Raw genomic sequence first — 15625 nt, 5'->3', positions numbered from 1 at the left:
GGATGAAAATTCTCGTTTTATACAATGATACAGCGGGGAAAAGTGAAGCAAAAGAAACAGCAGAAAAATTCCAAGCCTATGTGAAAGAACAAGGCGAAGAGCATCAAGCGTTCTTGCAGGCCTCAAATCCAGACGTGGATCCCAAAGACGTTCGAGAGGCTGCCGAAAAACACGCAGTCGATACGATTGTGATCATTGGTGGAGATGGGACGATCCATCATGGATTGCAAACCTTTAAAGAAAAGTTAGATGTGTTGAAGGTCGGCATCATTCCTGGTGGAACCGTAAATAATTTTGCCAGAATGTTGGGGATACCGGTGAAGCCCGAAGAGGCCTTCGAGACGATCTTAACGGGGGTTGAGCGATCGATCGACTACGGGACGGTCAATGATCAAGTCATGATCTCGACCATGACCATTGGTCTTCTGGCAGATACCGCCGCAGCTACTTCCCAAGAAGAAAAACAGCAATATGGGCCGTTAGCGTTTATGAAACGGTTCATTCATCTGTTGATCAAAAAGAAACAATACAAATTAGAAGTCATTGCTGACGAACGGAAATGGCAGGGGAAAACTCAATTACTGACGATCGTCATGTCGAATTCAGCAGGTGGGTTTAAGAACTTCGATGAAGAAGCAAAGCCTGATGACGGATTGTTTCATATCATTCTTTTGCCAAAACTGAATATTTTACGATTTATTTTGTATTTACCAAGAATTATTCGTGGTAGAATTGCCAAAGTACCAAGTGTTGAATATTTCACTGCCGCAAAGGTCTCAATAAAGGCCAAAGAAAAAACGGTTCATACTCGAACCGATGGCGACCCAACGGATGATCTACCGATTGAGATGAAAGTTATCAAACATGGTTTGACGATGCTGGTACCTGAAGAAGCACAAGAATCAAAATAATGATCCCTACGATCAATCATATGGAGGAAATGGATGAATGCACTGATTTATAATCCATTGTGGTTTTATTTAATTGCAGTCAATCTTTATCTTTTCTGTCTGATGGGGTATGATAAATATCAGGCAGTGAAACAAGGTTGGCGGGTTCCCGAAGCAAATCTCCTTTTTATGGGGGCGATTGGCGGAGGATTAGGCGGTTTAATTGCGCAACGCGTATTTCGCCACAAAACAAGAAAGAAGAAGTTTCACCTCTTTTTTGCTTTTGGCACCGTTTTTGCTATCCTGCTGATGGTCTTTTTTGCATAAATTCGGTATAACAAGCAAGGAGTTAATATGAAAACTAAAGTGAAGTTCGCCCTTAATTTACTTTTACTAGTAGGGATTCTGGGTGTGATGTATTTTTTTGTCCGTAACTCGATGATGGATATTTTGGCGGGGCTAAGAGAGACCAGCTTTCTCGTCGTCTTACTGGTTATGGGGCTTGGCACACTGTACCTAGTGATTGAAGGACGAACAGTCAAAGAGATTGCCGTGACTTTCCAACCGGAATTCACCACCAAGGCGGGGTTTCTGACCGTCTGTTACAGTGGTTTTTATCGGATTGTGACGTTTGGGGCAGGCACCTTAATCTCAGAGGTGAATTTTTACCGTAAAAATGGCTTGCAGTTGTCACAGGGCGTTGGGGTCACCACCTTACACATGGTGATGTATAAGTTCGCCATATTGACTTATGCAATCGCTGGGTTGATCATTCAATTTTCGCTATTCTATGACAATGCACCCAATATGATTTGGGTAATTTTAGCGGGGATCGTACTCGTTTTTTTGATCATTGCCGCTTTGTTAGCACTTTCGGTCAGCATCAACATCCAAGTCTTTTTCGTGATCGTCAGCAATAAGCTGTTCAAAAGTGCGACATTAAGAGGATTGGTTGACAAATGCAACACCCAAATTTATTCTTTACGAGAAACAGTCAATGCGATTATTACCGACCGCACCGCTTTCTTGCGCATCTATTTGTGGAATCTTTTGAAGATGCTGCCTTGGTATGTGATTCCTTATGTGATTCTTGTTGTGCAGCATCCAGAGATCGATTTCTTGTTGACGTTATCCTTCATCAGTTTTGCCGTCGTCTTGTCCGGGGTGATTCCAACACCGGCAGGGATCGGATCATTTGAATTTATTTATATGCTGCTTTTTGGTCCATTAGTTGGCACGGTCGATGCTGCGTCTTCCATGCTACTGTACCGTTTAGCAACATTCATTTGGCCCTTCATAATTGGTTTTGCTTATGTAATGAAAGAAAAACGCAAAGATATTAGCCAAGAGTTGACTGAATTAAGAAAAGAAAAAGTGGAAAGTTAAAAACACGCTTATCTTCGAATAGAGGATAAGCGTGTTTTTTTAGTCTTTCAAATCAATGATCCGATCAACAAAGGATTCATAAAACTCGCCTTCATGGGAAACGATCAAAACTGTTCCAGGAAAGGCCGCTAGGGTTTCTTCCAAATTGTTTTTCGTATCTTGATCGATATGGTTGGTCGGTTCATCAAGAATCAAGAAGTTACTTTTGATCAACATCATTTCGGCTAGTTTGACTTTTGTCTGTTCACCACCACTTAATAGCTTCAATTCTTCCTGGGCTAATTGGCTAGGTAAACCTGCCCGAGAAAGTTGCCGTCGCAATTCTTTGTTGGTGGCCTTCGGAAAAAGATCCTCAAGGTATTGAAGAGGGGTCTGCAATGGATATTCCCAGTCAAGGTCTTGAGAAAAGTAATTGAATTTTGTATGCTGTGGGTAAGAAACGGATCCCTCAATTGCTGGGATCACACCAAGAATCGTTTTGATCAATGTTGATTTACCGATCCCATTAAATCCCCGTATAGCAATTTTTTCGCCATAGCGGATCGTTAGGTTGATCGGGGAGAGTAATGGCTTTTGGTCGTATCCAATGACTAGATTGGTGGTTTCCAAGGCCAAGGTGGTAACGATTGGTGCCAAATCAAATCCTAAATGGGGTTTAGGGACATCTTGCGGTGGGGTCAAACGATCAATTTTTGCCAACTGTTTTTCACGACTCTTTGCCATCGTTGAACGAGAACCAGCTTTGTATTTACGAATATAGCTTTCGGTTTTCTTGATATGCTCTTGTTGTGCTTCGTATTGCTTCATATAGCTTTCATTTTGCAGCGTTTTTAGTTTTAATGCTTTGTCCAAATTCCCCGTATACTTAGAAAGCTTGCCAAATTCGATATCAATGATATGGGTCGTGATTTCGTTAAGGAATTGACGATCATGAGAAACGACTAAATAGGTACCGGTAAAGTCCTGTAAAAACTCAACCAGCCATTTGATATGCTCATCATCTAAGTGGTTGGTCGGTTCATCTAAAATCAGCATGTCGGGTTTTTCTAGCAGCATTTTTGCTAAGATTAGTTTTGAGCGTTGACCACCACTTAAGGAAGCGAGGGGGGTATCCATTCCGAGAACCGAAATACCTAATCCTTCTGCTAAATCATCGATCAATGTATCCATTTGGTAGAAATTTCCTTGATCCAATTGATTTTGCAATTCGCCCGCTTTTTCTAAAAGCTTATCGTCGAGGCTTTCGCCATATGCAGTATAAAGATCGGCAATCTGTTGTTCTTTTTCGAAGTCTTCTGCAAAGGCAGAGCGCAAAAAATCACGGATCGATTGCGTTTCATCAACATTGACGTATTGATCCAAATAGCCCATTTTCAAATTTTTCGGAAATTGGACGAAGCCATCATCGGGGAGAATTTCTCCTGTAATGATTTTGATTAAAGTACTTTTGCCAGCGCCGTTCCGTCCAATCAAACCGACTTTTTCACCACGGTTGATTTGAACGGAAACGTCTTCGTAAAGCAATTTGTCGCCAAATTGTTGGCTAATATTCGTTAATGTTAACATCATTTCCTCCATATAAAAAAGCTGTAAACAGTAGACGTTACAGCTAAGTAGATAATCTTACTGAATAAAAATCGCCAAAGAGCGATCAAAACGATCAGGAAAATCGATTGTTCCTGACCAATCAGGACCTAGCATACCATTGCTGCTTCCCATCTGTCAATTTTCATGAAAGAATACTGAAATAAATCTTGATGTTCGAGGGAAATCTTTTGACCATTACTGACCAACGTTGTATAATAAAAGAGTAGAAAAAAGCATACTGCTTGCAGTGTACTTATTTTCTGACTACCATTTTGGGAGGGAAAAGTATGAACCCAGAAAAAATGACGACTACATTACAAAGTGCTATCGCTGAAGCCCAGCAGATTGCCATGACCCGTCACCATCAAGAAATTGATATTCCACATTTATGGAAGATTTTATTGCAAGCCAATCAATTCGGCCGCAATTTTTACACGGACACAGGTCTCGATGTCGATGCTTTTGAAAAAGAAGTTGACCGACTATTAGATGAACTGCCTTCGGTTGAAGGAGGAAATGTTCGTTATGGTCAATCTATGAGTCAAAATCTGTTTCATCTTTTGTCTGAGGCAGATCAATTAAAAAATGAATTTCAAGACGAGTATCTTTCCACAGAAATCGTCCTTTATGCGTTGATGAAATTGAAAAATCATCCATTGACGGTGTATTTAAAGAAACAAGGAATCAGCGCGAAAGAAATCAAGCAAACGATCGAAACATTAAGAGGAGGGGATCGTGTGACCTCACAAAATCAAGAAGAACAATACAAAGCTTTAGAAAAATACGGCGTTGACCTGGTGCAACAAGTCCGCAGCGGAAAAATGGACCCAATTATCGGACGAGACGAAGAAATTCGCGATGTGATTCGCATCCTTTCTCGGAAGACAAAAAACAATCCCGTTTTGATTGGTGAACCAGGGGTTGGTAAAACAGCCATCGTTGAAGGATTGGCACAACGGATCGTGCGAAAAGACGTCCCAGAAAACCTAAAAGACAAAACGATCTTTTCTCTGGATATGGGTGCCTTGATCGCAGGTGCTAAATTCAGAGGTGAATTTGAAGAGCGTTTGAAAGCTGTCTTACAAGAAGTGAAAAAAGCCGATGGACGGATCATTCTCTTTATTGATGAGATCCACAATATTGTAGGTGCTGGTAAGACGGAAGGCAGCATGGATGCTGGAAACTTACTAAAACCAATGCTGGCACGGGGAGAATTGCATACGATTGGCGCAACCACCCTTGATGAATACCGTCAATACATGGAAAAGGATAAAGCTTTGGAACGTCGTTTCCAAAAAGTGCTGGTACAGGAACCAACCGTTCAAGACACGATTTCGATTTTACGTGGCTTGAAAGAACGGTTCGAGATCCACCATGGCGTCAACATCCATGACAACGCGCTTGTTGCTGCGGCGACCTTATCTGATCGGTATATCACGGACCGCTTTTTACCAGATAAAGCCATTGACTTGATCGATGAGGCGAGTGCCACAATTCGGGTGGAAATGAATTCGATGCCTACTGAGCTCGACCAAGTTACCCGTCGTTTGATGCAACTTGAGATCGAAGAAGCCGCATTGAAAAAGGAATCCGATGATGCATCGAAAAAACGCTTAGGCATTTTACAAGAAGAATTGGCGGAATTGCGTGAAGAAGTCAATACCATGAAAATGCAGTGGGAAACGGAAAAAGAAGAAGTCAATGCAGTTTCCAACAAACGGGCAGAGATCGATAAAGCCAAGCATGAGTTGGAAGATGCTGAAAATAACTATGATTTGGAACGGGCAGCTGTTCTTCGTCATGGGACGATTCCACAACTGGAAAAAGAACTAGCTGAACTGGAAGAAAAAAATCAAGATGAAGGCATTCGGATGGTCCAAGAATCAGTGACCGAAAATGAGATTGCCCTAGTCGTTGGACGTTTGACAGGGATTCCTGTTGCGAAATTAGTGGAAGGCGAACGGGAAAAACTGTTGAAATTAAATGAGACCTTGCATCAACGAGTGATCGGACAAGACGAAGCCGTCGATGCCGTCAGTGATGCCGTCATTCGTTCACGAGCTGGCCTGCAAGATCCAAATCGACCATTAGGTTCCTTCTTGTTCTTAGGTCCGACCGGCGTCGGTAAGACCGAATTAGCGAAAGCGTTGGCGGTCAACCTCTTTGATTCAGAAGAGCATATGGTTCGGATCGATATGAGCGAATACATGGAAAAACATTCGGTGTCTCGCTTAGTCGGTGCCCCTCCAGGCTATGTAGGGTTTGAAGAAGGTGGCCAATTGACTGAAGCTGTTCGACGCAATCCATACACGATCGTCTTATTGGATGAGATCGAAAAAGCCCATCCTGATGTTTTCAATATCTTATTACAAGTGCTTGATGATGGCCGTTTGACAGATTCAAAAGGGCGAGTCGTTGATTTCAAAAATACAGTCTTGATCATGACTAGCAATATCGGCTCTCAAGTCTTGCTAGATGGTGTGACCGCAGAAGGGACGATCCCAGAAAACGTTGCTGAAAATGTCCGTAATCTTTTGAGAGGGCATTTTAAACCAGAATTCTTAAATCGGATCGACGACACGATTTTGTTCACACCGCTTAGTCTAAACGATGTGACAGGCATCGTCGACAAGATCATCGCACAGCTGTCACAACGACTGGAAGTCCAAGATATACTGTTGACGATCACTGAAGAAGCCAAACGCTGGATCGCTGAAAATGCTTATGAGCCAGCGTATGGTGCGCGACCTCTACGTCGGTTTATCACGAGAGAAGTCGAAACTCCGTTGGCAAAAGAAATCGTTGCTGGCAGAGTCTTACCAAAGACCCAAGTCACGATCGAATTATTGAACGAACAGCTGGTTTTTGAAAATACGCCAATTACCGAGGAATAAAAAGATAAAAAATGGATAAATGCAAAACGATGGTTGCCGTTTCATTGGTAGCCATCGTTTTTTTTGTCGCTCAACATAAGACAAAAAAGTTCCTCTTGCTTGTTGTTTGGAGGAAATTCGCACTTCGATTATACTGTTCTTATGGAGTAGGAGAGGAATGAAAAGATGAATACTTTTTTTGAAACGTTGAATGAGCGAAAAGGGGAATTGCTGACAGCTGTCTTTGAGCATTTGTCATTGTCGATCATTGCGCTGCTGGTGGCGATCGTTATTGCTGTCCCGTTAGCCATTTGGCTGGTTAATCATAAACGGGCAGCGGAAGTCGGCCTACAAATAACGAGTGTGCTACAAACGATTCCATCACTGGCACTGTTAGGTTTATTGATTCCATTTGTGGGGATCGGAACGCCGCCTGCGTTGATCGCACTAGTTATTTATGCGTTATTGCCGATCTTTCAAAATACCTATATTGGCCTTTCGGAGATCGATCCATCAATCGAAGAAGCTGCGGCGGCATTTGGCATGTCTCGGATGCGACGATTGATCAAAGTCGAATTGCCGATTGCCTTGCCTGTCATAATTTCTGGGATTCGCACAGCGCTGGTCTTGATCATCGGAACAGCAACCTTGGCCGCTTTGATTGGCGCTGGTGGACTAGGTTCCTTTATTTTACTGGGGATCGATCGAAATGCCCCTGAATTAACCTTGATCGGCGCGATCGGGTCTGCTTTACTGGCTATTATTTTCAGTACGTTGATCCGTTATCTACAACACCTGAAACCGCGCTATACCTTGATTACGCTGGCAGCGATCATCTTGCTGATTGGCGGCGTTTCTTTTTCACAGAGCGGATTTTTCGCGCCGAAAACCATTACCATAGCTGGGAAGTTAGGGTCTGAACCTGATATCTTGATCAACATGTACAAAGAATTGATTGAGCAAGAAGATCCTGATGCCCAAGTTGAACTAGAGCCAAATTTTGGAAAAACCTCTTTCTTATTCAGCGCATTGGACAATGGTCAAGTTGATATATATCCAGAGTTTACTGGTACCGTGTTGGAGAGCTTAGTTGAGGTACCAGAAGAGCTTGCGAGTCAAAAACTTGACTCAGACGAAACCTATACCGAAGCAGTCAATCTGTTACAGGATCAGTTTGAGATGACCTTGCTTCAGCCGATGGCGTATCAAAATACCTATGCGTTGGCTGTGAAAAAAGAATTTGCTGAGGAAAATGGACTAACCACGATCTCTGATTTGAAGAAAATCGAAAATAAAATCAAAGCCGGCTTTACCCTCGAATTCATTGATCGGACGGACGGTTATGCGGGCATCCAAGAACTCTATGGGCTAGATTTTCCAAGTGTCCAAAGTATGGAACCAGCATTGCGTTATCAAGCCATCAATAATGGCGACATCAATCTACTGGATGCCTATTCCACGGACAGTGAATTGCGTCAATATGGCTTAGTTATTCTAGAAGACGATCAAGAACTATTTCCACCTTATCAAGGAGCGCCTTTGATGAAAGAAGCCTTTGCCAAGGAACATCCAGAAGTCGTCCGTGCATTGGAAAAGTTGGCAGGTAAAATCACCGAAGAACAAATGAGTGAAATGAATTATCAGGTCAATGTCGAAGGAAAAAATCCAGCAGAAGTCGCGCGTACCTTCCTGATAGATGAAGGATTAATTAAGGAGGGACAAGAATGACACCAATTATTGAATTTAAAAACGTCAGTAAAAAGTTTGATCAAAAAATAGTGATCGATCAATTAGATCTGAGCATCAATAAAGGGGAAATCTTTGTTTTGGTCGGTCCTTCTGGGAGTGGGAAAACGACGACTTTGAAGATGATCAACGCGTTGTCAGAACCAACGGATGGCGATATTTACTTCAAAGAAAAACGAATCAAAGAATACAATATCCAAAAAATGCGTTGGCAAATGGGGTATGTTCTCCAACAAATCGCCCTGTTTCCGACAATGGATGTGAAGCAAAATATTGAAGTAATCCCAGAGATGTTAGGGTGGTCGAAAAAAGATCGCTCAGAAGCCGTGGATCGTTTGCTGACACAGGTCAAACTTGACCCAGAGCAATACCGCCATCGAATGCCTAAAGAGTTGTCAGGAGGAGAACAGCAGCGGATAGGAATTTTAAGAGCGTTAGCTGCTAACCCAGAAATTATTCTGATGGACGAGCCCTTTAGTGCTCTTGATCCAATTTCTCGAAATTCCTTACAGGAGTTAGTCCTCGATTTGCACCAAGAGCTTGGGACGACGATTATTTTTGTCACGCATAACATGAAAGAAGCGGTAAAACTAGGTACGCGCATTGCTGTCATGAATCAAGGGAAGATCGTCCAATGTGATACACCGGAAGTGATTGTCTCGCAACCAAAAACTGCTTTTGTGAAAAGCTTTTTTGAAGAGACCGGTGAAGACGAAGCAAAACTGGTCACAGCAGGGGATTTGATGCGGATGAACTTTTTCAGCGATGAAGTCAACCCAGTGGCTCCTCAAATCGCTGCATCTACTACTTTAAATGAGTTGTATACCTTATTTGCAACTCATGACACGGTAGTGATTGAAGAAGAGCAGAAACTGGTAGGGAGTCTAAGTCGAAAAGATGTGTTTGCTTTCTTGAGTCGTGATCGAACGTAAAAGGTTCTTTATGGCTACTAGAAATGTCATATTTTTTTAAAAATCGATGATTTCTCTTGCTCAATGTAAAAATTCCACGTAAGATTGAGGAAGATATCTTTTGTCAGAATGCCAGAAACGAGCTTTGATAATGACAAAAGATGCAGTAAAGGAGCGAAAGAGCAGCTATGGTAAAAATCCTAAAAGAGAATTGGTTACTGCTTTTCTTTATCGTCGCCGTGGTTCTCATCCGTTTGTTTGTCCTGACGCCAGTTCAAGTCAGTGGCCATTCTATGGATCCAACTTTGGCCGATAAGCAGCGTTTGATTGCATCAAAAATTTCTTCATATGACCGCCAAGACATCGTGATATGTGTTGAACCAGATGATCCAAGCAAAATCGCTGTCAAGCGGCTGATTGGTTTACCCGGTGATACCATTGAAATGAAAGATGATGTCCTAACAATCAATGGAGAAGTATACGAAGAACCCTATTTAGATGATTTTAAAGAGAAATTTGCGGACGATCAATTACAAGACGAATATTCTTATCGCGAAATGTTTCAGCAAATCGCCGCTGGTGCCGAACACTTTACCGATGATTTCACGGTAACGGTTCCTGAAGGCAGCTATTTTGTGATGGGAGACAATCGTTTGATCTCTCGGGACAGTCGCAGTTTCGGGGTTGTAACAGAAGATCAAATGGAAGGGAAAGTGCTGCTGCGTTTTTGGCCTTTGAATCAAATCAAACTTTTCTAATCACAAAAAAACATTCTTGCCTATGCAGCGAAAACGCCGCAACTGGCAAGAATGTTTTTTTAGATGACCCAAGCGACAAATGCAACCATTGAAAAGAACATCGTCCAAACCGCAATAATAGCTGATGCGATAAAAATAATTTTGATTGATAAAGGTTGGACAAATTTTCGGGCATCTTTAGAGAACGCATAGGTGATCGATGAAAAAATCAAGCAGCATAAAATAAAAAACACTGTTAGAACCATAAGCCTCTCCTTTACTGACGCAATGTCAAATGAATAATGTAATTATAACAGACCATGGTTTTTTGGGGAAATAAAAATGATTAAACGAGGGAATTTTCTTGTAGTTGTAACCGTTTTATAGGGAAGTGTAAGGAAGGTCGAACCTTGTTAGACAGCGAATCCATAAAAATAAGATGTGTTATTTAAGTATTTTTATAAATTTTTCTTTATCAATAAAAGAACAAAAGAAAAAAGCTTGTTGAAAAACGATGGTTTCAACAAGCTTTTAAAGGTTGGTTATGATAATTTTTTAATCCGATAACTTTCAAAGTAATCAGGTTTGCCTCGTCCTTGAACATACGCGATCACGCCCATCAAAGCAGCACCAATCGTGTTGGTTAGTAAATCACCCATCGTATCCATCAATGCTTCACGACCAATAAACGGGGTGCCATCTAAGGTTGCATAACGTTGGAGATTCATTCCACCAACAGAGTCGCAGATGAATTCCCAAAACTCCCAGAAAACACCACACAAGCCAGCAAAAGCAAAGCCCATCAGTAAAAATAACCAAGGCGAAACTTTTGAAACGGGCACTTCTTTTAGTAAGAGACAGATCAATCCATAGCCTACAGCCGTCAAGACCATTGGGCTTACCGCATGCAGAATTTTATCCCAGAAAGCAATGGTTTCAATCAAATGTAAGATCGTCCCCATGAATACGGAGATCAGCAAGAAAAACCAATAAAAGTAGACGGTGGCATTTGGTAGCTGGATTTTTAAGAACTTTTTACTCATTTCTGGGACAAAGATCAATAAAATCCCAAGTAAGGCTTGACCCAAGAAAATCAGTCCTTGTGTTTGCGGATAGACGCCACGGAAAAATTCCCACAAAGAAAAACAAAACACGAGAATACCGAAAATAGTGAATACCTTTTGCAGTCGCTGATAATTTTGCCCCATTTAGTTGTCCTCCGAAAGATAGTCTGCTAAGCCAGCTAAAAGGGCTGCTTCAGAGGAATAAATCTCACCGTTTAGCTTGATCAAACCCACCGTATAAAGATTGACATAGTGGAACTGATTTTCCGCAACGGTTTGTAATGCTGCCAGCTTTTGCTGATTATCGGCACCTTGTTGGCGACTATCTGTATAAAGCCCTAACACAGGAATGCCTTTTGCATAGGCGACACCGATCTCAGAGGCAACCCCAGCATCGATGGTCAAACCATCCAGCAAAGCGATCATCAAATCGCTTTCCAGTACTTTTTCGGTATCTGCCAACGCAATCATTTTGCTATCCGCGTAGGCGGACTTATCATTGATCGCGGCATTTTCTTGAGGTAAATAAATCTCCAGCTGCGGATACTGCTGACGAATCGACGCAACAAGTTCGGCGTTGTAGCGAAGGTCACTAGCAGCAAACAGGGGAGCAGCAAAATATAGTTTCATTAAAAAACACTCCTTAATCATTCATAGTTGTACGTTTTGTTGATTCGTTGTTTAGAAATAATCACTGAAATAGGCTTCCATATCAGGGATGATCGATTCTAGTAATGCCAGTGTTTCTGAATCGGTATTTAGCCGTTCCACACGCTCTAAGTAAGCTGGACGGCGGTAATTCATCAACAGACAAGACAATGTCTGAATATCCAGCTGGACAGCTTTTCCGATGGCTTCTCTTGAAACCACGATCTCCCCGTGATTGTATTGGACACCGAAGATTCCGTTGTTCCAATCGGCAACTGGGTCAGAAACAACAAAGTGAAAGGGTGTTTGAAAGGCTTCAAATGGGAAGTTTTTCAAAAACTGTTCAACATCGACGATCCGCGCCATGTAATAAGGCTCAATGGTTTCTTTGATTTGGCTATCATCCAGGTAGAAGGACAGGGGTTCATTTGAATAAATGTCTCCTTTGACCCAATAGACCATTGAGAAATGAGCAGAGATAAAATTCCAAAGACCATTGCGGGCTTCTTGATTTAAGTAGAACATTTCCTTTACATGGAAGACTTCTTCGGCTACCCAATAAAAAAGTACACCAGTCGGATGACCACTGGCATTGTAATAGACAGCCGCGGTGCGCTCTTCTTCATTTTCATAGCGCCAATACTCTTCCCAGTGAAAAGAGGTCCGCTGCAAGGCGCCATGGTTGTCGCGGGAGAATTGGTTGTAGACAGTAAAAACATCAGGGTCATCCACTTCTTTGCGCTCTACGATCCCAGGGACTTCTTTGGTTTTCGGAAGCTGGGTATCACGAATTTTGAAGGTCAGCTTGTCGGACATGATCTCCCAGCCTTTGCGACGATAGTAGGGCACATTGTATGGATAAAGGTAGGAGATCCATTGCTGATCTTCCCGCATGGTTTCTAAGGCAAGCTTGATCAAGTCTTTCATCAGGCCATGTCCGGCATATTCAGGGTAGGTCCCAACACCGGTCACTCCGCCCATTTTGATTAATTTGCCGTGTATATTGACTTCACAAGGATAAACGGCGATTTGCGAGATCAACTTGTCTTCATTGAACCAGCCAAAGACCTTGGAAAGCTCTAAGATCGGGCGCTTAGATTTAATCATTTCCCGTTTGCTCTCATAGCCGCTTTCTTCAATATCCGATTCAGTGATCTGAAAAACGTAGCTTAACAGTTCATTGAACTGATCAACGTCTTTTTCATCCACCGCTCGAATATGTAGATTTTGATGAAAATTATTGTCCATTCTTTCAACTCCAATTTATTTGCTAGCTCTAGTATAGCAAAACCTGAATGAATATGTCTAAATAACGGTTAAGAAAAATACTTTAACTATTGGCGTTTCGTTGGTATAATAGAAAAGCTGACTAAAAGAAATGAGGAACGTATCCATGAACATAGAAGAAATGAAAAAACGACAGGAGAAGATTCGTAATTTCTCCATTATCGCCCATATCGACCATGGGAAATCAACACTGGCGGACCGTATTTTGGAACAAACCCATACGGTGACGTCTCGGGAAATGCAAAACCAATTATTGGACTCCATGGATCTTGAACGTGAACGAGGAATCACGATCAAATTAAATGCTGTGGAACTTAACTATACCGCCAAAGATGGAGAAACCTACATCTTCCATTTGATCGACACCCCAGGGCACGTCGATTTCACCTATGAAGTTTCCCGCAGTTTGGCCGCTTGTGAAGGCGCCGTACTCGTCGTTGATGCGGCTCAAGGGATCGAAGCACAGACATTGGCAAACGTCTACTTGGCGTTAGACAATGATTTAGAGATCCTACCAGTCATTAATAAAATAGACTTGCCAGCTGCCGATCCTGAGCGGGTACGAACAGAGATCGAAGATGTTATCGGAATCGATGCCAGTGAAGCTGTTTTAGCGAGTGCCAAAGCAGGTATTGGGATCGAAGACATTTTGGAACAAATCGTTGAGTATGTCCCAGCTCCAGCAGGTGATATTGAAGCACCGTTAAAAGCGTTGATCTTTGACTCCGTGTACGATTCCTATCGTGGGGTGGTCTTAAACGTCCGCATTATGGACGGGATGGTCAAACCTGGAGATAAAATCAAAATGATGAGCAATGGCAAGACCTTTGATGTCACGGAAGTCGGCGTCTTTTCACCCAAAGCCATTCAACGAGATGCGTTGATGGTGGGTGATGTTGGTTATATCACTGCTGCCATCAAGACTGTTAAAGATACGCAAGTCGGAGATACGGTGACTTTAGCCAACAATCCAGCAGCCGAAGCATTGGAAGGCTACCGCCAAATGAATCCAATGGTTTATTGCGGATTGTACCCAATCGATACCTCACGCTACAACGACCTTCGAGAAGCATTGGAAAAATTACAACTGAATGATGCAGCATTGCAATTTGAGCCAGAAACCTCTCAAGCGTTAGGATTTGGGTTCCGATGCGGCTTCTTAGGCCTATTACACATGGATGTCGTGCAAGAACGGCTAGAACGTGAATTTAACCTTGAGCTGATTACGACTGCACCATCCGTAATCTATCATGTCAACAAGACAGATGGCTCAATGGTCGTCGTTGATAACCCAGCAGAATTTCCTGAACCAGTCACGATCGACAACGTGCAAGAACCTTACGTCAAAGCACAAATCATGGTCCCTAATGATTACGTCGGTGCTGTAATGGAATTGTCCCAACGCAAACGGGGAGACTTTGTCACGATGGATTACTTGGATGATTATCGAGTAAACGTCGTTTATGAGATCCCATTATCGGAAATCGTCTTTGATTTCTTTGATAAATTGAAATCCAGCACGAAAGGGTATGCATCACTCGATTACGAAATGTCTGGTTACCGCACTAGCAAGCTAGTGAAGATGGACATCTTGCTGAATACTGAAAAAGTCGATGCGTTAAGCTTTATCGTTCACCGTGACTTTGCTTATGAACGCGGCAAAGCCATCGTTGAAAAACTGAAGAAACTGATCCCACGACAACAATTTGAAGTACCGATCCAAGCAGCCATCGGACAAAAAATCGTTGCCCGTTCAGACATTAAAGCCTTGCGTAAAAACGTATTGGCGAAATGTTATGGCGGTGACGTTTCTCGGAAACGCAAACTTCTGGAGAAACAAAAAGAAGGGAAGAAGCGGATGAAACAAATCGGCTCTGTCGAAGTACCGCAAGAAGCCTTCATGGCAGTTCTGAAAATGGATGAGGATGAACCGAAGAAGTAACTCGTTTCAATTTGAAAAGTCTAATAAAGCAATCTTTTCTTGTGTTAGAAAAAAGTGATTTAACCGTTTATAAAATTTAAACAGTTATACGGATTGTCACTGTTGAATAAAAGGACAAGAAAAAAATCTCTTGCTTGAGAATTTTTAGTTGTCAGCGTATGAAAGAGCATCTCATAAGGAGGTGCTTTTTTCATACCATTACATAAAAATGAATGAATCCATAGAGGAAAGCATTTAAAGAAAAGCAGATTATCCAATCGTTCAACTCTGGAATATTTAGCGATGAAGAAAATTCTTTTCAAGCTGCTATTGAAAAAAGAAAATGGGTTGAGTGACCTATCTTAGCAGTGTGATAAAGTTTTGAGTATGATACAAATGTATAAGAGAAGTAGCTCAAAAAAAAGTCTCGGCTATTAACAGAGATAAAGAAATAGCAGCGTATTAATTACTTCTCTCCTGAAACACTATCAAAAAACTAAATTGAGATGCCACTTTTAAATGATCATCAAGAAAGCACGCTAGAAAAAGAGAAGAAGCTTTATTTCTTGACGGCG

13 protein-coding genes are annotated in these 15625 nt (G+C 42.0%); 8 read left to right on the top strand and 5 right to left on the bottom strand.

Translation table 11 applies throughout. From position 1 onward, the window contains the following. Positions 1 to 2: 2 nt before the first annotated feature. The 3 genes from IGJ17_RS08820 to IGJ17_RS08810 are packed head-to-tail and all read left to right on the top strand — an operon-like array spanning position 3 to position 2276. Positions 3 to 911: a diacylglycerol/lipid kinase family protein gene (locus IGJ17_RS08820; RefSeq protein WP_016611838.1), complete on the top strand. Its 909-nt coding sequence runs from the start codon at positions 3 to 5 to the stop codon at positions 909 to 911. 33 nt (positions 912 to 944) lie between these two features. Then, positions 945 to 1217 (top strand): DUF1294 domain-containing protein, encoded by a 273-nt coding sequence (locus IGJ17_RS08815; RefSeq protein WP_005235800.1) that lies wholly within the window; start codon positions 945 to 947, stop codon positions 1215 to 1217. A gap of 27 nt (positions 1218 to 1244) precedes the next feature. Further along, entirely contained in the window at positions 1245 to 2276 is a 1032-nt protein-coding gene (locus IGJ17_RS08810; RefSeq protein WP_429960763.1) for a lysylphosphatidylglycerol synthase transmembrane domain-containing protein, read from the top strand. A gap of 39 nt (positions 2277 to 2315) precedes the next feature. On the opposite strand, the gene IGJ17_RS08805 is transcribed toward IGJ17_RS08810, so the two are convergent. Continuing rightward, complete coding sequence (locus tag IGJ17_RS08805) at positions 2316 to 3842, bottom strand: ABC-F family ATP-binding cassette domain-containing protein (RefSeq protein ID WP_087664105.1); 1527 nt, start codon at positions 3840 to 3842, stop codon at positions 2316 to 2318. 308 nt (positions 3843 to 4150) lie between these two features. Between IGJ17_RS08805 and clpB the strand changes: the two genes are divergently transcribed. From clpB to lepB, 4 genes are all read left to right on the top strand, one after another. Next, the gene (clpB, locus tag IGJ17_RS08800) at positions 4151 to 6757 is read left to right on the top strand and encodes an ATP-dependent chaperone ClpB (protein ID WP_005235805.1); all 2607 of its coding nucleotides are present in this window, start codon (positions 4151 to 4153) and stop codon (positions 6755 to 6757) included. Positions 6758 to 6922: 165 nt separating this feature from the next. Then, complete coding sequence (locus tag IGJ17_RS08795; protein ID WP_005235809.1) at positions 6923 to 8464, top strand: ABC transporter permease/substrate-binding protein; 1542 nt, start codon at positions 6923 to 6925, stop codon at positions 8462 to 8464. Then, a complete protein-coding gene (locus IGJ17_RS08790; RefSeq protein ID WP_005235811.1) occupies positions 8461 to 9414 on the top strand; it encodes an ABC transporter ATP-binding protein in 954 nt (317 codons plus the stop codon). The genes IGJ17_RS08795 and IGJ17_RS08790 overlap by 4 nt, the downstream gene beginning before the upstream one ends. 167 nt (positions 9415 to 9581) lie before the next feature. Then, complete coding sequence (lepB, locus tag IGJ17_RS08785) at positions 9582 to 10151, top strand: signal peptidase I (RefSeq protein WP_008380056.1); 570 nt, start codon at positions 9582 to 9584, stop codon at positions 10149 to 10151. 59 nt (positions 10152 to 10210) lie between these two features. Here lepB and IGJ17_RS08780 read toward each other — a convergent pair whose 3' ends face one another. The 4 genes from IGJ17_RS08780 to IGJ17_RS08765 all read right to left on the bottom strand — a co-directional run bounded on the left by IGJ17_RS08780 (position 10211) and on the right by IGJ17_RS08765 (position 13090). Further along, on the bottom strand, positions 10211 to 10396 hold the full coding sequence (locus IGJ17_RS08780; RefSeq protein WP_005226019.1) for a hypothetical protein: 186 nt from the start codon (positions 10394 to 10396) through the stop codon (positions 10211 to 10213). Positions 10397 to 10672: 276 nt separating this feature from the next. Continuing rightward, positions 10673 to 11338 (bottom strand): hypothetical protein, encoded by a 666-nt coding sequence (locus IGJ17_RS08775; RefSeq protein WP_008380055.1) that lies wholly within the window; start codon positions 11336 to 11338, stop codon positions 10673 to 10675. Further along, entirely contained in the window at positions 11339 to 11824 is a 486-nt protein-coding gene (locus IGJ17_RS08770) for a nucleoside 2-deoxyribosyltransferase (protein ID WP_010748216.1), read from the bottom strand. A 51-nt stretch (positions 11825 to 11875) separates the two neighbouring features. After that, positions 11876 to 13090 (bottom strand): GNAT family N-acetyltransferase, encoded by a 1215-nt coding sequence (locus IGJ17_RS08765; RefSeq protein WP_008380051.1) that lies wholly within the window; start codon positions 13088 to 13090, stop codon positions 11876 to 11878. Between the two features lie 145 nt (positions 13091 to 13235). On the opposite strand from IGJ17_RS08765, the gene lepA reads away from it, so the two are divergent. After that, positions 13236 to 15071 (top strand): translation elongation factor 4, encoded by a 1836-nt coding sequence (gene lepA, locus IGJ17_RS08760; protein ID WP_005235823.1) that lies wholly within the window; start codon positions 13236 to 13238, stop codon positions 15069 to 15071. Positions 15072 to 15625 lie beyond the last annotated feature (554 nt).

It is taken from the genome of Enterococcus sp. DIV1096b (assembly GCF_050498765.1).
Classification (GTDB): domain Bacteria; phylum Bacillota; class Bacilli; order Lactobacillales; family Enterococcaceae; genus Enterococcus_D; species Enterococcus_D entomosocium.
Note: the sequence above shows the minus strand (reverse complement) of the source record. Positions and strands in the feature narration are given on the sequence as shown.